This window comes from Flavobacterium erciyesense, from assembly GCF_018069925.1.
In the GTDB taxonomy this organism is placed as follows: domain Bacteria; phylum Bacteroidota; class Bacteroidia; order Flavobacteriales; family Flavobacteriaceae; genus Flavobacterium; species Flavobacterium erciyesense.
Map to the genome: position 1 here is coordinate 352068 of NZ_JAGPXB010000001.1, position 18877 is coordinate 370944.

Sequence of the window (18877 nt, forward strand, 5' to 3'; positions counted from 1 at the left end):
TAATTTTCATTTTTTAAACATAGGCAGCCAAATATTTAGCTGTTTTGCTTTGCTTATTCTTAGCTGTATGTCTTCAAAAGAAAGTGTACTTTTTCTTAGAGAGTGTTTTCTGTTTCAAATATAGAATTTAAAGTTTAGTTTTTTGCTTTTAAAAAGAAAAAAAATTAGGTTTCGATTAATTTTCTTTTGTAATATTCCTTTTTTCTTCTTTTTAGAGTTTCAGATTTTATCTGCTGTCTTATCTTCAAGACTTCGTTGGCTCTTCCAAAATACACATCCGCTGGAGTGAGATTCTTCAAAGATTCGTGATAACGCTCATTGTTGTAGCGGTTTACAAACACTTCCAAAGCGGCTTGCAATTCATCCGGACTGTAATAATGATGCAGTTTCACCACATTTTTCATCGTCCTGTGGTAGCGTTCAATCTTGCCTTGTGTCTGTGGATGAGCGGGTTTTCCGTGGATTTGCTTCATGCCGTGATTATCGTGTAAATAATCCTTTAATTCCTCGGTAATATAGCAAGAACCGTTGTCCGATAGAAGTTTCGGAACTTGTCCTTTTCTTAAACCTGCTTTCTTCACAGCTCGGTCAATCGTTCTTTGAACATCATTCACCTTCATATTTCGGCACAATTCCCAATGAACGATATAGCGGCTAAAATCGTCAATCACCGTGCTTAGATAGTACCAGCCCCAACCCAGAATTTTAAAGTAAGTAAAATCCGTCTGCCACATTTCGTGAACAAAATTGGTTTTATCCTTAAATTCATTCGAGGCAGAAATCAGGATATGCGATGGCGCGGTTATCAGCCCTCTTTTCTTTAAAATCCGATAAACACTGGATTCTGAGATGAAGACGCCCTTCTCATCGGTGATTTTATGAGCCAGTTCTCTGCTGGAGAGTTCAGGATAATTCAAAGCGATTTCTACCACCAGATTTTTCTCTTCTTCAGGAATGCTGTTCCACTGCCTTCTGCCAGAAGAAGGGGAAGAATGAAATCCCGCTTCACCTTTCTCAAGGTACAGATTATACCACTTGTAGAAGGTGCTTTTGTGAATGCCAAGTTCCCTGAGCGTCCTGTTGACGCCGATTTCACTACGGGTAACCATTTGGATGATTTCCAGTTTTTCTTCAGGTAACAACCTCATATACTTTCTGTATTTTTCGGTTATTCCAGAATTTCCAAACTTTTTTTTATAATGTCGTAGCGGATAACGAGGTCGGCGACCGTCTCCTTGAGTTTTCGGTTCTCTTCCCGAAGGGCTGAAACTTCTTCGGAGGTTGCCTGGCGGAGCGTATCTCCGGAGAGCTGCTTCTTACCGGCTTCAATAAACTCCTTGTTCCATTTGTAGAAGGTAGATTCCTGAATGGCGTGCTTGCGGCAGAGTTCGGCAATGGAAGTTTCTGCCCGCAGGGCTTCCATCACAATGAGGATCTTTTGCTCCGCCGTGAAAATCCTTCTGGTTTTGCGACGGATGTCTTTTAAATAATTTTCAGGATTACTGATTGGTTTTTTGGCTGTCATAATAAATCAAATTTAATTATTTTTTTGTTCTGTTTATTATGAAAACACTATCTTAGTTCTGAACTAAATCAGTACACTTTTTGCTGACGATTTACAGTTTTCTTCTGCAATTTTGTCCAAAATTTGTGCTGGAACGCTATAGCCTGTAGTTGATGCATGCTCTTCTATATTCAGGCTGAAGTTAAATATTCGAACTCCAGTTCTAGCTTTTAATTCCTGAACAGCAGTTTCAAGTTCATTAAAAAATTCTAGAGGTTTTGAATAGTACGAGCTATATCTATCAGCACGAGGTAATATATCAAGATCTATAATTTTACAACCATCAATTTCCCTGCAAATAGCCTTTCCATTTAATTGTTGGCCAAATATTGCTAATCCAGCTATAAAAGTACCGTGATTTTCGTCTTTGTCCATGCTGCTAATTAATCCCCAACGATCTTCTATCCAGTCGCCATAAACATCTGAAACACCTCCGTCTACAACGCATATTTTTGGATATGAGCCTTCATGATCAGGAGCAAGAACAGTAAAGTTTTCACCTTTGACCTGAGACTTGACAGTTGAGCTTTGTGTAATGATGGGAGGAAGAGTAACTTTTTTTACCAATGGATGATTTCCCAAATATTCTAATAATTCGTTATGTCTCTCCAAGTTTAGGTCAATAGATTTTTTCTCACCTGATTTGCCTGCTGTTGATGATGAGTAAAGCTGTATTACAGGAGTTGAATCGGTTTTTTCTAATTTGATACCAAATACAATAGATGAGCCCTGACCAGTAGTAATTCTTGACACAAATAAGCCTGTGCCTAAAATGGTTAACCCGCCAAAAAAGCTATCAAACAAATCGAATTTGTATTTGCTTAGTAAATCCCAATCTTGCCTCGCCGGAGGAGCTTCAAACAATTCTACCATATACGAACCGCCAGTTTGAGGATTAGATAGCCATTTTACGGCTTCTTTAACAGAAAAATTCCTTTTGTCACTTGCAGTATATGGGCTAATTCCTTCAATTGCACCGACTTCACTTCTTAATCTTGAAGGATTAGGTTCATTCTTCCCATTCTTTTCTTTATATCTTGTTTCGGGTTCAGCCTGTCCAACTTTAGTATTTATTTTATCAATACTTTCTGGCGTCAGTTCGACAAATAATTCTCCCAAATCTCCAGCTCCAATTATAGGAGCAACATCCCTTTTAAAAACTTGTGAAGTTGGGCGATGACTTTTTGCTAATGCCGTTTGCTTTAATGTAACTTTCGCATAAGAAACCTTAGCAAAACTATTTACCAATTGCATGCTCTTTATCTCACTAAGCTGATTTTGAATGTTATCTCGATGCTCTATGAATTCAGTATCATTTCCGGCAAAAAAGTCTTTAGAACCACCGCCACCATTATTTTCTAATGCCTCGATAAAAGCATCGCTATTTAATACTATTTGAACAGGACTATTTGCCATAACTTATATTTTTTCAGAATCTTTAAATTTCGATAGCTGCTTACTCAAAGTTGACGGGGTCATTCCGAACAATGATGCTAGATCTTTCTGTTTAAAAGAGTAAACCTTATCGTTTAACAGCATGTTTATAAAATCTTCATCACTGTGAACCATAACATTTCTCTTTTTTGTGTCTACCCTTCCAGAGTTGAGTACAGCAAATTGCTTCATTACTTCTACGATATTGCTTTTCTTTTCTAAGACAAAAGCTCTCTTTAGCCATTTTGAAAGCATTTCTGCATCAGCACCTGATGAACCATCTAGGCACCATGCTAAAAATTTAATCTCACTTTCGTTAAATTCTAAAGGCGTAATAAAATTCTTGAGTAATTGAATCATTACTTCGGGAGAAGGTTTAGGAATTTCAACCTGTATATCAAACCTTCTCCAAATAGCGGGATCAAGAAGACTTTCATGGTTGGTTACACCAATGGTAAAACCTTTTTCATGACGTGAATCTAGACTTTGCAACAACGTATTGACTACTCTTTTTACTTCACCAACCTCCTGTGGATCGTTACGGAGTTTAGCAATTGCATCAAACTCATCAAGAAGTAAGATGCATTTATACCTATTAGCAAAAGCGAACAGATTACCAATATTTCGAGATGTAGTTCCTAAATACGAAGACATAAGCCCTTCTAACCTTGCCAGCACTACAGGTAATCCAATTTGTTTTGCAATCCATTTTGCTAAATGTGTTTTACCAGTTCCTGGCGCACCATAAATTAAGCAAGAGCTAGCAGGAGTAGCATTAATTTCTAAAAGTTGATCGAATTTACTCCATTCATTTACAATTGAGTGAATAGCAAGCTGGATATTACCATCAAACATTGGGGCTTTTTCTGGTAGATCATCAGGAAAAAAAATCTCTGCCAATGGAGTTGATGTCTCCTTATCTACAGGAATCGATGTCTTAGGAGTTACTTCCTCGCCTTTTAAAACAACGAAAGATCTTTGGATTTTACTTGGAGACATGTCAAGCGATGATTCAGAAGCAGTCAACAAAGCCTCCAATGACTTTGCCTCTTTAGCAAACCCATCTTTTTCCAGACTTTCTTTTAATCTTCTAATTTGATGCGTGACAGCTTCATTCGGCGTTGCCAATGCGGACCTGCTTAGAGCTTGTACTATACTGAAATATTTGAGCATTTGCTTATTTGTTTCTTAAGTTATAAATGCAAATATAGTAATAAATTTCCAAAACAAGATTTTTATTTCCATTTTTTGATATAAATTTCCAAAAAAAAGATTTTAGTTTCTATTTTCTATTAAAAACAAGTTTAACGACATGAAAGTGAGTATGTTTCATGAATATTAATAAATGGGGAGCATTGCAAATAGAAAAGGGAGCTTGCTATCAAACAAACTCCCAATGTCAAAATTCTCCAAAATCATTTTCCACAAAACAAAAGAATAAACTTCAGTTTCAAAGAAAAGGTAACTGCCCAATAGCTAGCTTTTTAGCATGCTTAATTCACATTCTGCGACCTTTTCTTTTGCTGAATTCACTTTCCTCTGGCTTTGGACTAGTAGATTTTTTTTGTCCTACCTTTACTTCTTGTCCATTGTTTTGCTTTACGGTTTCCGCAAAACGGGTCTGATGCCACGGTATTACTTTGGCGTCAAATTTCAGTTGCACTCCATGTTTTTTTAAATAGTCTGAACTATTTAAGTCACCCGCTTTGTTTTGACCAATTGGGTCAAGGGTACGTTTGCCGGGAATTTGTACAACAATAAGGTCTTTGGGAACCTCCTTGACATTGAGGCTCACTTCCTGAAAGGTATGTGTCCCTTGATTGTACGGAATTGTATAGGTGTCGTCTTTGTACGAATAATAATGTTTGAGTTCGGAAAAGATGATGCCCCGTGACCAGATATCATCTTTAGGGTGCAATTTGTCATTGAATAAGTCAATATAGAAGGTATGCCCCGCAATATCTATTGTTGGAATAATACCTTTGTAAGCAATTTTATCGAACGCATCCTGATTAACCATTAGTTTGAAATCGTCCATTCCCGCCATAATATCTTCGGAAATATTATATTTCTTTGACATCCCAGTTGGGTCGAGTTTTACAAAGTCGGGTATCTCTGCTAATTTTGCTCCTGGTTCGGCATATGTCGTCAAGCCCTTTGTGTTTGGGCTGTACCAAAATCTGTAGCCCTGTACTGCTTTTTCTTCCATGTCGGATAGAGAAATTACATTTTTCGGATTGGCTTTTTGACGGAGTTCCAACTGATTGACATCGACGATAAATTCTGTTCCGAATACTTTATATGTCGGAAGTACCCTTTGTGTATCGGTTGGTATCTTATACAGATTGTCCTTTGGCTGGTTGACAATATATTCTTCTTTTGGATGTAGCTGTTCGGCAACATTACGTTTTATATGCTCAATCACATTGGTATCTACCCACGGCAGGGTACGCGCTTCAAAGTGCATTTGTTTCACATCCTGATCAGTTAGGCTATTACCATGCTTTCTATTCCATCCCACTATATCCAATTCATACTGATTGGGAAACTGCACTATGATAATATCAGTAGGCAGTTCGGTCATTTTAGAAACATCGTCCTGCTGAAATTCGCGTTTTGTTGGATTATAGGGAATAACAAATGCCCGTCTGTCTCGGTCATAATAATCTTTTATTTCAGTAAAGTCTATGCCTTTGGATATAAAGTCGTCCTTTGGCCGTAGTTTGTTCATGCGTAAATCCACGTAGAATGTATGACCTGCAATATCAAGTGTAGGTAGCATGCCTTTATTCAAACGCAGGTCAAGCAAACTGCCCGGTTCTATATTGGTATTAGGCAATCCATTTTCCATATTTTCTTATTTTAAAAGACAAAGGGAAGTCTATACAAACTCCCCAATGTCAAAATCATTCAAATCATTTTTCCGCAAAGTGGAAGAACCGGCTTCCGTTTCAGATGAGAGTGTGCTATCCAAAAGCTCGGCAATTTTTCGGGAGGCACCCTCGATGGAATTTTCCAGCAGACTGAATAATTCAGTCCCCTGTATTCTTTGAACTATATCTACCGCTGTTTCCTTTTGTGATTGTTCCAAATTCTCTTTTTGGAGCAACGCCCCTACGGAGCTTAGTTCTTCAAAGGTAACCCCTTGGGCAAGACTGTTATCGCCACTGGATATTCCATACCTATTCCAATCTTCTTCCTCTTCCTCCAAATCAGGCATATTACTGAAAACTTCGTCCAGCTCTTCCTTGCGGATTTGAATGCCGACGTTTTCATTTTCGTCGTATTCAATGTCTAAATTAGCAGGGTTTATCTCCGGTTCCTCAATTTGGCGTTCAGTGGCAGTGTTTGGCACTGAAAGGCGTTCTACGGATTTAGGTTGCCCCATAATATCGGGCAGGTTCGGATTGAATTTCTTCTGCGGAGGTTCTTGTTTTGTCCTTTTCTTAATAACAATCTTATCCTGCAAAAGCAGGACAATGACCGTCAGCATGCATATCACAATTACTATTTCCATAACGTAGGTTTTTTTAAAACAAGCCTTTGTACTTTTCGTTGAACTCTTTTGTAATCATATCTTCAAACATTTTAAAATGGTATTCAAGAATATTATTGAGATAGGCAAACAAGGGTATTTTATCATCGCCTATAATCTGGACAATGCGAGTTAAACGCTCATGATGTTCAGGACTTAGGTATATGCTTTTATTGCCTCTTTTCTGCATCCTATTCATTTGCATAAATGCTTGTTCATAGGTTGTCTTAGCCGTATTGCTAACTGTATCGGAGCCGTTGCCGGATGCAACAGCAATCCTGTTCTTTTTATCTTTCTTCATTATAGAATGGGTTTAAAATGTTCATTAAAATAATTGGTAATATCGTCCCCGTACTCCCTGAAATGATGTTCAAGGATATTGTCAATGTAAGAGTAGAGCGTTGTTCTTTCTTCCCTTGTCAGTTGAACGATGCGGAGCAATCTTTCGTGGTATTCAGGGCGTATATAAACCACCTTGCCGTTACGCCCCGATGGAAACCGATTGACCAAAAATGTTTCCTCGTAGTCTGCTTTCTTTGATGAACTATTCCGGGCTTTTTCCCTGGGCTTGGTTTCCTTTGGTACATCCTGCTCTTTATTATTGCTCGGTGGAGCAACAGGCTCATCGCCACTTATGACGTTCATAAGGTATTCCTCATCAACATTGGGCTTTTCAAAATCGTTGTTTTTGTTATCTGAAGCCATACTTTACTGTTTTTATAGATGAACGATTTTTAAAAATTCCTCGACAAACAAATCCATTTTGGTTGCTTTCATTAGCTGTGGTTCGGCAGGCAGCAAACTTGACCGGAATACATAACTGCCCGTGTCGTCTGTTTCCTTTCGGAAACGCTTGCTATCCATTATCCTTGTTTCCATTATGGGCAGGTTGAGTTCTTTGATGACACTTTGATACGCATCATACAAACCTGTTTTTTCCCTGCCGTCCACTTGGTTCCAAAACAGCCATATCTCTTGTTCGGGATTGCCCTCGTCCGTTTGGGGAAGTCCGAGAAAGGCTTTGGTAAAGCCCAATGTACTTTCCACTACCAAACGGTCGGCAGTAATGGGCGAAAAGATAAAGTCCATTTTTTTCAAGGTAGTCAGTACGCCTTTGGTATTGGCTGTTCCCGGCAGGTCGAAGAAAACCACATCCGGTACAACCGCCGACTGGCTTCTATATTCCGATGCTTTCTCCAGAGCCGTTTCAGCCTTGCATTTGATAATCGGGTACGCTTTTTTGTTGATGGCTTGGAACTGCTTCATTGCTGCCTTTTTATGGTAGTCGTTCTGCATTATGGTTCTCTTATCCCGTTCACGCATATTGGTCAGGCTGTGCTGTGGAAAGTCGCAGTCCATTACCAGCACATTAAAACCTAAACGGTAATGAAGTACACTTGCCAGCAAGGTGGTCATCGTAGATTTTCCCACACCGCCCTTTTGGGTGGAGAAACTGATTTTTAAAGTTTTCTTTGTCGTTTCCATTATTTAAAAATTTATTGTTACACACTTTATTTGTTTTGCAGGATTGAATATTGGTTTATCTGATTATTACCTCATTCCTATATTCCTGCATTCCCTTTTGCGTACTTTTCTGCACAGGTATTTGCTTTCATTTTTGCCTTGTCAGGTACATTCTTTGGCAAGTGGCAAAACTTGCAACAGGTAAATTGCTTTACCGCTTTTATGCTTTTACACTTTTATTGTTTTATGCTTTTAAAACCCTATGCTTTTATTCCAAACCGCTTGTTTTCAAACCTGATTTTCTTCTTTGTTGAAATACATTTTTTACTACCTGCACTAAAATTATACGGCAAATAAAGAGATTGATTTGACCGCTGATTGCGGTGTGGCAGTGTTTGGCGTTCAAAGGCAGTGTTTGGCACTGTTATACAGTACAATGCTTTCGTAAACAGGGCTTTACTTTGTACAATGATTTTTATTAATGGATTTATGCAAAATTCTTTTGACAAATCGGAGGGTAACGGGAACGGCATCGAGCCGTTTTTCCCTGTTACATTTAATCCGTCCCGCAGGGCGGATTTTTGTGTTCAACAGAACACGGCAAGTTGTGTTCTCAGCATCTCAAAAGTATTTTCCGATGCAGAACAACTTGCCCTGCCGGGGGCTGAAAAACACTCTCCGAAGTCGAGGTTTTGTATAGATTAAAAATGGATTAATTATGAACGAGAACAACAGAAGACAAGTGAAGAAGACCATAGGTCGTCCACTTAAAACAGATCCAGCGACCATACGGTACACCGTTTCTTTTAACGAACAGGAACACGCCCTATTTCTTGCTCTTTTTGACAAATCAGGTATGCAGGTAAAGGCACATTTTATTAAGTCTTGCATCTTTGATAAGACAATCAAGACCATTCAGATTGACAAAGGAACCGTTGATTTTTATATGCGACTTACCTCATTTCACAGCCAATTTCGCAATGTTGGCGTGAATTACAATCAGATTATTAAACTGCTTTACAAGAATTTTTCGCCGAAAAAAGCATCGGCTTATCTTTTTAAACTGGAAAAACAGACCGCTGAAATGGCGATGTTATGCCGACAAATAATTGAATTAACAGAAGAATTTGAAACAGAATATCTGAAAAACCAGTCTAAAAAATGATAGCAAAAATTGGTAGGAGCGAAAATTTATATGGTGCATTGGCGTACAATAATCTGAAAATTGAGAAAGAAAACGGACAAATTCTGTTTACAAATAAGATTATTGAAACTGCAAACGGGCAATATACAGTGACGCAATTGGCTCAATCTTTCGCTCCGTACCTAATTGCAAATCGCAATACGGAAAAACATACGCTGCATATTTCACTCAATCCCGACCCAAACGATAAGGTTTCTGATGATAAATTTCGGGAAATGGCACAACAGTATATGCAGGAAATGGGTTACGGAGAACAGCCTTTTATAGTATTCAAACATACCGATATTGACCGCAGCCATATTCATATTGTTTCGGTTTGTGTAGATGAAAACGGTAAGAAAATTTCTGACAAGTTTGAGAAAATGCGGTCGATGAATGTTTGTAGAGAACTTGAAAAACAACATCATTTGATACCTGCAACGGACAAAGAGCATAAGCAAAATGATAAGATTTTCCGTCCGGTAGATTACAAAGTTGGCGATATTAAAAGTCAGATTGCATCCGTCGTTCGTCATCTTCAAAACTATTACCAATTCCAAACGTTGGGCGAATACAATGCTTTGCTTTCGCTATTTAATATTACTACAGAAAAGGTCGAAGGCGAATTACGTGGCAAGCCGCAGCAGGGTTTACTCTACATTCCATTAAATGAAAAAGGCGAAAGAGCTGGGCATCCATTCAAGGCTTCGTTATTTGGAAAAAACGCAGGACTTGCGGGTTTGGAACTGCATTTTGAAAACAGCAAAACAAAATTAAAAGATCATCCCGTCAAGCAGACTTTAAAATCTGTCGTTACCATTGCCCTGCAATCCACAGATAATGAACAGGATTTTAAAAAGAAGTTAATGAAACAAGGTATCAATGTGGTGGTACGAAGAAATGACACAGGGCGTATTTATGGTATGACTTTTATTGACCACAATTCAAAATCGGTATGGAATGGTTCACGATTGGCAAAGGAACTTTCTGCAAATACCTTTAATGATTATTGGAACAATAGTATCAAACCGGATATTAAAGAACCTACCGTACAATCCAAACGATCTACTATTAATGATGTAGATCTTCCAAAAGAAGAACCTCATCATTTATTCGATTTCTTAACTACGGATAAAAATGAAGACGGTTTGATTGAAGCATTAGGAGGTTTACTGCCCGAAGTTCAGGGCGAAGATTACGAAGAACAAGACTTTGCAAATAAGATGAAGAAGAAACGAAAACGTCAAAGAGGTCAGCGATAATATTCCGCCAAATACTACCAAAAAACGCCAAACACTGCCACATTAATACAGCCATTATGTAGAGCTTTTAAATTCACGCCCGAACATTAAAATTTAAAATAATGCAAGGAGAAGACGATTTAAGAGGACTTGCCAAGATAATGGCTTTTATGCGGGCAGTCAGTATTCTTTTGGTGCTGATGCACCTTTATTGGTTTTGCTACGGTTTCTTTTTAGAACGTGGTTGGACTTTGGAAGTAATCAACAAAATATTAGGGAATTTTCAACGAACGGCAAGTTTGTTTTCACATACTCTTTACACCAAAGCCTTTGCTTTAGTATTGTTGGCTTTAAGTTGTTTGGGAACAAAAGGTGTAAAGAACGAAAAGATAACCTGGTCTAAAATTTATGTTGCTTTGGGCGTTGGTTTTGTATTGTTCTTTCTGAACACACCATTGCTAAAATTACCTCCGATAATTGGCACATTTCTGTATATCCTTACTATCTCTTTGGGCTATATTGCTTTGCTGATGGCAGGAGTATGGATGAGCCGATTACTTAAAAACAACCTGATGGACGATGTTTTCAATAACGAGAACGAGAGTTTTCAACAGGAAACCAAGTTGATGGAAAACGAGTATTCTGTTAATCTACCCACCAAATTTTACTACAAAGGTAAATGGAACAACGGTTGGATAAATATTGTAAATCCATTTAGGGCATCTATCGTGTTGGGCACGCCAGGTTCGGGAAAATCTTATGCTATTGTAAATAACTACATCAAACAACAGATTGAGAAAGGTTTCTCAATGTACATCTACGATTTCAAGTTCGACGACCTTTCCACCATTGCCTACAACCACTTACTAAAGCATCGGGATAAGTACAAAATCCAGCCTAAATTTTATGTGATAAATTTTGATGACCCACGCAAGAGTCACCGATGTAATCCACTCAATCCCGACTTTATGACGGACATTTCTGATGCTTACGAAGCCGCTTATACCATAATGTTAAACCTCAACCGAAGCTGGATACAAAAACAAGGGGATTTTTTCGTGGAAAGTCCAATCATCTTATTGGCTGCCATTATTTGGTATCTGAAAATCTACGAAAATGGTAAGTATTGCACATTCCCGCATGCAATCGAATTGCTGAATAAAAAGTATTCGGACGTGTTCACGATTTTAACCTCATACCCCGATTTGGAAAATTACTTATCACCCTTTATGGATGCGTGGCAAGGTGGCGCCCAAGATCAGTTACAAGGTCAGATAGCATCAGCAAAAATTCCGTTATCGAGAATGATTAGCCCGCAACTTTATTGGGTAATGACAGGCGATGATTTTACACTCGATATCAACAATCCAAAAGAGCCTAAAATTTTATGCGTTGGTAATAATCCTGATCGTCAAAATATTTACTCGGCAGCGTTAGGTTTGTACAATTCAAGGATTGTAAAGCTGATTAACAAAAAAGGACAGTTAAAAAGTTCTGTTATCATTGACGAGTTACCAACTATTTATTTTAGAGGACTGGATAATCTAATCGCAACAGCGAGAAGTAATAAGGTAGCGGTGTGTTTGGGGTTCCAAGATTTTTCGCAATTAATACGTGATTATGGCGACAAAGAAGCCAAAGTTATTCAGAATACCGTTGGTAATATATTCAGTGGTCAGGTTGTAGGGGAAACGGCAAAAAGCCTTTCGGAACGTTTCGGTAAAGTTTTACAAAAACGCCAAAGTTTGACCATTAACCGTAATGATAAATCTACGTCTATTTCTACACAATTGGATAGTTTGATACCTGCTTCCAAAATCTCAACATTGACACAGGGGATGTTCGTTGGTTCTGTATCAGATAATTTTGATGAGCGCATTGAGCAAAAGATATTTCATGCAGAAATTGTGGTGGATAATGAAAAAGTAGCTGCCGAAACCAAAGCCTATCAGAAGATACCTGAAATTTTATCCTTTGTTGATGAACATGGAGAGGACAAAATGAAACAGGAAATTGAAAACAATTACCGCAAGATAAAAACCGATATTCTACATATTGTAGAAAGTGAAATTGAACGGATTAAGAATGATCCGAACTTACAGCATTTGGTGCAAGAATGAATAGCACACAAACTATATAAATGGTATAAAAATGTCGAAAGCAACTATATCAAAACTGAAATATATTTTATGTAATTAGTTGTTTATTAAAAACTTAAATTATGTGTTTTTTGGTTAAGAAGTTTCTTTTACCCGTCTCCAATGCTTAAAATCAAAAGTATTAACAATATCCAATAGGTAAATGTTAGATGGTCGCAAATGTATATTACATAATATTATTTGTATAATATCAGGAGAATTGGGGAGTATAACTTTGCATTATCAAATTAGAAGAAATAATTATTAAAGTTCTTCTAAAAGCAAAAAATGGAACAAGTGAATACTACAATAGACAATTTAAAAAAGATCCTGATCGAAAATGAAGAAATCTCAACTCTTCTGAATCCAGAATCTCTATCGTTGCTTGAAAATCATATTAAGCAAGCAAAACGTATCTTTTTTGTAGGAGCTGGACGTACTGGATTAGCATTAAAGATGACAGCTATGAGGTTTATGCACCTTGGATTTAAAGTGCATGTAGTGGGAGAAACTACAACACCTGCTATTTTAGAAAATGATCTGCTTATAGTCGGTTCCGGTTCTGGCACAACATCAACCCTTGTGCTTGCTACAGAAAAAGCTAAAAAACAAAATGCCACAGTAATTGCAATTACAGCAGATGAGCATAGTAAAATCGCAACTCTATCAGATCAAATAATAGCCATTAAAGCAGCTGTAAAAACCGATTTCGGTATATCTGCTTCTGAGCAATATGCAGGTAGCTTATTTGAACAGTCTGTTTTGTTGATTTTAGACGCAGTCTTTATGACGCTATGGCAAAAATCAGGATTAACAAAAGAAAATCTTTGGCCGAAACATGCCAATCTCGAATAATTAAAATACAACTAAATTTTTAAATTTTATATCATGACTAAATTACAAGTAGCAATTGACTTATTAACTACTGAAGCAGCCTTAGAATTGGCAGAAAAAGTAGCACCTTATGTAGATATCATTGAGTTAGGTACTCCATTAATCAAGGCAGAAGGTCTTAAAGTAATCACAGCAATGAAGGCCGCTCATCCAAATAAACTGGTATTCGCAGACCTTAAAACTGCTGATACAGGTGCATTAGAAGCAGAAATGGCATTCAATGCTGGGGCAGATTTAGTAACCGTAATGGGTGCTGTAGATGATGCAACAATTATTGGCGCTATTGAAGCTGCGAAAAAAGCGGGTAAAAAAGTAGTAGTAGATACAATCGGTGTTAAGAATCGTGTACAACGTGCTAAAGAAGTAACTGCTTTTGGAGTAGAGTTTGTGGAATTACACGCTGGTTTAGATGAACAAGCATTACCAGGCTATAATGTACAAAAATTAATCAGCGAAGGTAGAGAAGCTCAAGTTCCTTTCTCAATCGCTGGTGGTGTTAACATCAACACAATAAAAGATGTCGTAGCTGCTGGTGCTGCAGTAGCAGTTGCTGGTGGAGCAATCTATGGTGCAGAAGATCCTGCCGCAGCTGCAAAAGCTTTAAAAGAAGCAATAATAGCATAATTTGCTATTAACTCACCATCAAAGTCTTCTCTACTATTGTAGGGAAGACCTTGTTCTATGCTATTGATGATATAAATTCTCTTTTTTTAATCTCTGCATATTAAAATAAAGATTAATTTTAATGAGGGATTTTTAAATTCAGAATGGCTAATATCTCAATTAGTTTGTTAGCGATACTCGATAGCAATTGATATTAATAAAAAACTTAGAAAATGATTACATATAATTTCGGTATAGTTGGTTTAGGTGTTATGGGCAGAAATCTATTGCTCAATATGGCTGACCATGGATTTGCTGTTGCAGGTTTAGATTTGGATCAAGAAAAAGCAGATTCATTACAGGCAGAAGCTCAGGATGGTCATTCTGTTTTTGCAACTGTTAAACCAGAAGACTTTGTAAAATCCTTAGAACAACCAAGAGCTATAATGTTATTAGTTCCGGCTGGTGCTCCAGTAGATGGAGCAATTAAAACATTGCTTCCATTTTTGGACGAAGGCGATATTATTATTGACGGAGGAAACACGTATTTTACAGATACAGACAGAAGATATAAAGAGCTTTCTTCAAAAGGAATCCATTTTTTCGGAATGGGTATTTCTGGCGGAGAAAGTGGGGCAAGAAGAGGCCCAAGCATGATGCCTGGAGGAGATAAGATAGCTTACGAACGTTTACGTCCAATCTTCGAAGCCATAGCTGCAAAAGTAGATGGTGAACCTTGTGTAGAATTTTTAGGCAACGGATCTGCTGGAAATTATGTAAAAATGGTGCATAATGGTATAGAATATGGAATTATGCAGCTTATTGCAGAAACCTATGATATTATGAAAAATGTTTATCATTTGGATCATGAAACCATTCAACAATTATTTGAACAATGGAATAAAGAAGAATTAAACTCTTTCCTTATTGAAATTACAGCTGATATTTTGAAGCAAAAAGAAGGTGATAAATATTTGGTTGATTTAATTTCAGACTGGGCTAAATCTAAAGGAACAGGAAAATGGACTTCACAAAATGCAATGGATTTACAGGTTCCGGTTCCAGTTATTGATGCTGCTGTAAATATGAGAGATATGTCTAAATACAAACTTGAAAGAATACAGGCTTCAGCTTTATTAAAATGGAATAATGAAGAAAATATCAGTAATGCAAATTTAGATGATTTGAAAAAAGGACTGTACTTTGCCATTATAACCACTTATGCACAAGGATTAGCTCAACTTAAAATTGCTTCTGAAATCTATGGATACGATTTGAATTTAGAAACAATATGTAAAATTTGGAGAGGAGGATGTATTATTAGAGCAATTTTATTAGAAGATTTTAGACAAGCATTTGCAACAGAATCCGATTTACCAAACGTAATGCTCGATAAACACATTGCAGAAAAACTGAATACAACACAAAGCAGTATTCGTACTGTTTTGAAAGACACTATTCAAAATGGAACTCCAGCTTCTGCATGGACGAACGCATTATCTTATTTTGATGCTTATCGTTCTGAAAATTTGCCAACCAATCTTATTCAAGCGCAACGTGATTTCTTTGGAGCACACACGTATGAACGAATTGACAAAGATGGAATATTCCACACCCGTTGGGAATCGTAAAAAATAAATCAAATGAAAAATAATGATAAAAAACCAACTTCTATTGTCATTTTTGGCGCAACGGGAGATTTAGCAAAAAGAAAATTATTTCCTGCATTTTTTAATCTGTTTTTGGACGGTTGGATGCCAGAAGATTTTGAACTTCTTTCTTTAGGAAGAACAGAACATACTCAGGAAGAATTCAGAAATTATATTTTAGAAAATATCAACGATTTTTCGAGAATCAAGAACTTTTCTGAAGAGAAATGGAATCAATTCAAAGAAAAAATCAAATTTGTCAGGTTCGATATTACACAAGAAGAATCTTTCATTCAGTTGAAAAATCAACTTGACGGCATAGATGCTAAATTAGGTGCCAGAGCCAACCGTCTTTTTTACCTTTCGGTAGCACCAAGCTTTATTGAAAAAGTTTCAAAAAGCCTTAAAGAAAATGGCTTGGCTAATAATATGAATCAAGATCGCATGATTATCGAAAAGCCTTTTGGATACGATAAAGATTCGGCTGTGGCGCTTAATGCAATGTTAGCACAAACGTTCAAAGAAGAGCAAATCTACAGAATTGACCATTATTTGGGTAAAGAAAATGTACAGAACATTTTAGCGTTCCGTTTTGGTAACACTATTTTCGAACCACTTTGGAATAATAAATATATCGATTCTGTGCAGATTACTGTGGCGGAAACCGTAGGTGTTGAAGATCGTGGAGGTTATTATGACGGTTCGGGAGCATTGCGAGATATGATCCAAAACCATTTAATGCAGATTCTTTGCATGGTAGCTATGGAACCACCAACTGCATTTGAATCTACAGAAATCAGAAACCGAAAAGTAGATGTCTTAAAAAGTGTGAGAAGAATCAATTTGGAAGACATCAATCATTATACGGTTAGAGCACAATATACTGAAGGTGAGATTGATGGTAAAAAGAAATTAGGCTATTTGGCAGAGCCAGGAGTTAATCCAAACTCAAACACAGAAACTTATGTTGCCATGAAGCTTTATGTTGATAATGAGCGTTGGAAAGGTGTTCCGTTCTATATGCGCACAGGAAAACGTATGTCCAAAAAAGAATCTTCTATTGTAATCAGTTTTAAAGAAGTACCTTGTACTACTTTTCAGGATGGAATAAAAAAATTGCAACCCAATAAATTAACCATCAATATTCAACCTGAAATGGATATCAATTTATCGTTTATGACGAAAAAGCCAGGGCTTGACATGAAACTGAAACCTGCTGAAATGGTATTCGATTATTTTGAATGTGCACCAGATACACCTGAAGCTTACGAGACGTTATTGTTGGACGCTCTTGATGGAGATTCAACACTGTTTATGCGTTCAGATCAAGTGGAAGAAGCTTGGGATGTTATTGCGAATATTCAAACAGCATGGGAAAATGGAAACGTGTCAAAAATGGTAACTTATCCTGCTGGAAGCTCAGGGCCAGAAGCAGCAGATGAATTGTTGAAGAGACAAGGACATAATTGGCTGAGTAATTCTAATGAAACTTTGAAAACCAAAAAAGATGCTTAATATACAATCATCAACGGAAGAAATATTTAAAACGACAGCACAACTATTTGTAGCTGCTGCTAATGATGCAATAGATCAAAAAGGCTTTTTTACAGTTGCTTTAACAGGAGGTTCTTCGCCAGAAGGGCTATACAAACTTTTGTCCGAAGATCAATACAAAAATCAAATTGACTGGACTAAAGTTCTTGTTTTTTGGGGAGATGAAAGATGGGTTTCACTGGATAATGGGCTAAGTAATGCTAAAATGTCCCAAGAAACACTTCTACAAAATGTTCCTGTCCTGCCGTCTAATATTTTTCCAATGTATGCAGATGATGTAAAGCCCGAAGATTTTGCATCAACTTACAATACACTTTTACATGAAAAACTTGGAGATGATGGAATAATGGATTTTATACTTTTGGGGATGGGAAGTGATGGACACACTGCTTCATTATTTCCTGGAACTGCCGTTCTTGATGAAAAAGAAAAATGGGTTGCTGCTTATTATTTAGATGCACAGCAAATGTATAGGATCACTCTTACAGCTCCTTTTTTAAACAAAGCAAAAAAAATAATCGTGTTAACTTTTGGCGATGCTAAGGCTGATGCCTTGAAAGAAGTGTTGGAAGGAGATTATAATCCGTCCCTCTATCCATCGCAATTATTGAAACCCACAAAAGGAGAACTTTTGTTTTTAGTGGACGAAAAAGCGGCAAAATATTTGAGCAATAACGATTAATTAGCAAAAAGAAAAACTACAATATGTTTACACATTATCTTAAAGATATACAGCATAATTCTGAAAGGGCAATCACGCCCTTTCATATTTTTGATTTGGATAAAGAGGATATGGAGCAATATCGGAATCCTCATACAAAAGACCATTTTTGTCTCCTGTTTGTTAAAAAAGGGAGTATGAAAATGCAAGTAGAAGATCGTCGTTATGATGTCAGTGAAAATTGCATAAGCGTTATATTTCCTGGTCAATTATCCTCAAAAGAACAAATCAGTGATGATTTTGATGGAAAAATGATTCTATTTGATGAAGTATTATTCTGTTCAGATATTTTAAAAAATGAGTTAAGTATTTACAATCACAATATATCCGTTAAGCTAAACCATATTGAATTACCCGTTGCCGAAACAAATGAAGTACAAATGTTATTGGAACAAATTGAAAAGTTGTATCATGACCTAACCTCTGTCAAAAAAGAGCAAGCACGATTTTTTATCAAGATAACATTGTTGAAATTAGTGGAGTTTGTACATACAAAATGGGATAAAGATAAAGTAACAAATGAGAATACCAGACTTTATGGAAAATTTCTTGAATTGTTGGAACGCCATTATAAAACGGAACGAATGGTTAGTTGGTACGCTGAAAAACTACTCATTTCACCAAAGAAATTAAATGAAATAACGAAGAAAGTGGCAGGCTTAACTTCTATTGAAACCATTCACGCAAGGATAATGAACGAGATCAAACAATTGCTGTTACTATCCAGTTATTCTCATAAAGAAATTGCTTTTGAACTTGGATTCAATTCGCCAGCAGCGTTGAATAAATTTGTGCGTGCAAAATTGGATGAAACCCCAACAAATCTGCAACAACAACTGGCACAAATGTATAATACATAGGCTTAACTTGGTAGCATATACGCCTAAGATTAGAGGT

At 37.0% G+C, this 18877-nt stretch carries 17 protein-coding genes; 9 read left to right on the forward strand and 8 right to left on the reverse strand.

Annotation, left to right across the window (positions count from 1 at the left end; genetic code table 11):
* Positions 1 to 164 precede the first annotated feature (164 nt).
* From KBJ98_RS01560 to KBJ98_RS01595, 8 genes are all read right to left on the reverse strand, one after another.
* Positions 165 to 1525, reverse strand: a protein-coding gene (locus tag KBJ98_RS01560) for an IS3 family transposase (RefSeq protein ID WP_394369357.1) whose coding sequence is annotated in 2 segments (ribosomal slippage) — positions 165 to 1184 and positions 1187 to 1525 — 1359 coding nt in all. Because the reading frame shifts where the segments join, the coding sequence is not laid out codon by codon here.
* A 63-nt stretch (positions 1526 to 1588) separates the two neighbouring features.
* A complete protein-coding gene (locus tag KBJ98_RS01565; protein WP_191179249.1) occupies positions 1589 to 2980 on the reverse strand; it encodes a S8/S53 family peptidase in 1392 nt (463 codons plus the stop codon).
* 3 nt (positions 2981 to 2983) lie between these two features.
* Positions 2984 to 4126 carry an AAA family ATPase gene (locus KBJ98_RS01570; protein WP_210787964.1) on the reverse strand — a complete coding sequence of 381 codons (1143 nt, stop codon included), beginning with the start codon at positions 4124 to 4126 and terminating at the stop codon, positions 2984 to 2986.
* Positions 4127 to 4496: 370 nt separating this feature from the next.
* Entirely contained in the window at positions 4497 to 5849 is a 1353-nt protein-coding gene (locus tag KBJ98_RS01575; RefSeq protein WP_191179250.1) for a hypothetical protein, read from the reverse strand.
* A 30-nt stretch (positions 5850 to 5879) separates the two neighbouring features.
* A complete protein-coding gene (locus tag KBJ98_RS01580; RefSeq protein WP_191179251.1) occupies positions 5880 to 6515 on the reverse strand; it encodes a conjugal transfer protein TraD in 636 nt (211 codons plus the stop codon).
* A 13-nt stretch (positions 6516 to 6528) separates the two neighbouring features.
* Positions 6529 to 6834 carry a DUF3408 domain-containing protein gene (locus tag KBJ98_RS01585; RefSeq protein ID WP_191179252.1) on the reverse strand — a complete coding sequence of 102 codons (306 nt, stop codon included), beginning with the start codon at positions 6832 to 6834 and terminating at the stop codon, positions 6529 to 6531.
* Entirely contained in the window at positions 6834 to 7238 is a 405-nt protein-coding gene (locus KBJ98_RS01590) for a DUF3408 domain-containing protein (RefSeq protein ID WP_191179253.1), read from the reverse strand. Before KBJ98_RS01590 ends, KBJ98_RS01585 begins: the two co-directional genes overlap by 1 nt.
* A 12-nt stretch (positions 7239 to 7250) precedes the next feature.
* Positions 7251 to 8018, reverse strand: coding sequence for a ParA family protein (locus tag KBJ98_RS01595; protein WP_191179254.1), 768 nt, complete (start codon positions 8016 to 8018; stop codon positions 7251 to 7253).
* Between the two features lie 697 nt (positions 8019 to 8715).
* Between KBJ98_RS01595 and mobA the strand changes: the two genes are divergently transcribed.
* The 9 genes from mobA (at position 8716) to KBJ98_RS01640 (ending at position 18840) form a co-directional block, all read left to right on the forward strand.
* Positions 8716 to 9162, forward strand: a complete 447-nt coding sequence (gene mobA, locus KBJ98_RS01600) for a conjugal transfer protein MobA (RefSeq protein ID WP_191179255.1) — start codon at positions 8716 to 8718, stop codon at positions 9160 to 9162.
* Positions 9159 to 10442 carry a conjugal transfer protein MobB gene (mobB, locus tag KBJ98_RS01605; RefSeq protein WP_191179256.1) on the forward strand — a complete coding sequence of 428 codons (1284 nt, stop codon included), beginning with the start codon at positions 9159 to 9161 and terminating at the stop codon, positions 10440 to 10442. Before mobA ends, mobB begins: the two co-directional genes overlap by 4 nt.
* A 101-nt stretch (positions 10443 to 10543) precedes the next feature.
* The gene (mobC, locus tag KBJ98_RS01610) at positions 10544 to 12541 is read left to right on the forward strand and encodes a conjugal transfer protein MobC (RefSeq protein ID WP_191179257.1); all 1998 of its coding nucleotides are present in this window, start codon (positions 10544 to 10546) and stop codon (positions 12539 to 12541) included.
* Positions 12542 to 12847: 306 nt separating this feature from the next.
* On the forward strand, positions 12848 to 13414 hold the full coding sequence (hxlB, locus tag KBJ98_RS01615; RefSeq protein WP_191179258.1) for a 6-phospho-3-hexuloisomerase: 567 nt from the start codon (positions 12848 to 12850) through the stop codon (positions 13412 to 13414).
* 33 nt (positions 13415 to 13447) lie between these two features.
* The gene (gene hxlA, locus KBJ98_RS01620; RefSeq protein WP_191179259.1) at positions 13448 to 14077 is read left to right on the forward strand and encodes a 3-hexulose-6-phosphate synthase; all 630 of its coding nucleotides are present in this window, start codon (positions 13448 to 13450) and stop codon (positions 14075 to 14077) included.
* Positions 14078 to 14289: 212 nt separating this feature from the next.
* Complete coding sequence (gene gndA / locus KBJ98_RS01625) at positions 14290 to 15687, forward strand: NADP-dependent phosphogluconate dehydrogenase (RefSeq protein WP_191179260.1); 1398 nt, start codon at positions 14290 to 14292, stop codon at positions 15685 to 15687.
* Between the two features lie 12 nt (positions 15688 to 15699).
* Complete coding sequence (zwf, locus tag KBJ98_RS01630) at positions 15700 to 17220, forward strand: glucose-6-phosphate dehydrogenase (protein ID WP_191179261.1); 1521 nt, start codon at positions 15700 to 15702, stop codon at positions 17218 to 17220.
* A complete protein-coding gene (gene pgl, locus KBJ98_RS01635; protein ID WP_191179262.1) occupies positions 17213 to 17941 on the forward strand; it encodes a 6-phosphogluconolactonase in 729 nt (242 codons plus the stop codon). The genes zwf and pgl overlap by 8 nt, the downstream gene beginning before the upstream one ends.
* A 23-nt stretch (positions 17942 to 17964) precedes the next feature.
* On the forward strand, positions 17965 to 18840 hold the full coding sequence (locus KBJ98_RS01640) for an AraC family transcriptional regulator (RefSeq protein ID WP_191179263.1): 876 nt from the start codon (positions 17965 to 17967) through the stop codon (positions 18838 to 18840).
* Positions 18841 to 18877: the final 37 nt, after the last annotated feature.

Bases quoted from the DNA above. Each gene is read 5' to 3' on its own strand.
- hxlA (WP_191179259.1), top strand. From the start codon at position 13,448: ATGACTAAATTACAAGTAGCAATTGACTTATTAACTACTGAAGCAGCC.
- KBJ98_RS01590 (WP_191179253.1), bottom strand. From the start codon at position 7,238: ATGGCTTCAGATAACAAAAACAACGATTTTGAAAAGCCCAATGTTGAT.
- mobB (WP_191179256.1), top strand. From the start codon at position 9,159: ATGATAGCAAAAATTGGTAGGAGCGAAAATTTATATGGTGCATTGGCG.
- mobA (WP_191179255.1), top strand. From the start codon at position 8,716: ATGAACGAGAACAACAGAAGACAAGTGAAGAAGACCATAGGTCGTCCA.
- pgl (WP_191179262.1), top strand. From the start codon at position 17,213: ATGCTTAATATACAATCATCAACGGAAGAAATATTTAAAACGACAGCA.
- KBJ98_RS01585 (WP_191179252.1), bottom strand. From the start codon at position 6,834: ATGAAGAAAGATAAAAAGAACAGGATTGCTGTTGCATCCGGCAACGGC.
- KBJ98_RS01575 (WP_191179250.1), bottom strand. From the start codon at position 5,849: ATGGAAAATGGATTGCCTAATACCAATATAGAACCGGGCAGTTTGCTT.
- KBJ98_RS01640 (WP_191179263.1), top strand. From the start codon at position 17,965: ATGTTTACACATTATCTTAAAGATATACAGCATAATTCTGAAAGGGCA.
- zwf (WP_191179261.1), top strand. From the start codon at position 15,700: ATGAAAAATAATGATAAAAAACCAACTTCTATTGTCATTTTTGGCGCA.
- mobC (WP_191179257.1), top strand. From the start codon at position 10,544: ATGCAAGGAGAAGACGATTTAAGAGGACTTGCCAAGATAATGGCTTTT.
- KBJ98_RS01565 (WP_191179249.1), bottom strand. From the start codon at position 2,980: ATGGCAAATAGTCCTGTTCAAATAGTATTAAATAGCGATGCTTTTATC.
- KBJ98_RS01580 (WP_191179251.1), bottom strand. From the start codon at position 6,515: ATGGAAATAGTAATTGTGATATGCATGCTGACGGTCATTGTCCTGCTT.
- gndA (WP_191179260.1), top strand. From the start codon at position 14,290: ATGATTACATATAATTTCGGTATAGTTGGTTTAGGTGTTATGGGCAGA.
- KBJ98_RS01595 (WP_191179254.1), bottom strand. From the start codon at position 8,018: ATGGAAACGACAAAGAAAACTTTAAAAATCAGTTTCTCCACCCAAAAG.
- hxlB (WP_191179258.1), top strand. From the start codon at position 12,848: ATGGAACAAGTGAATACTACAATAGACAATTTAAAAAAGATCCTGATC.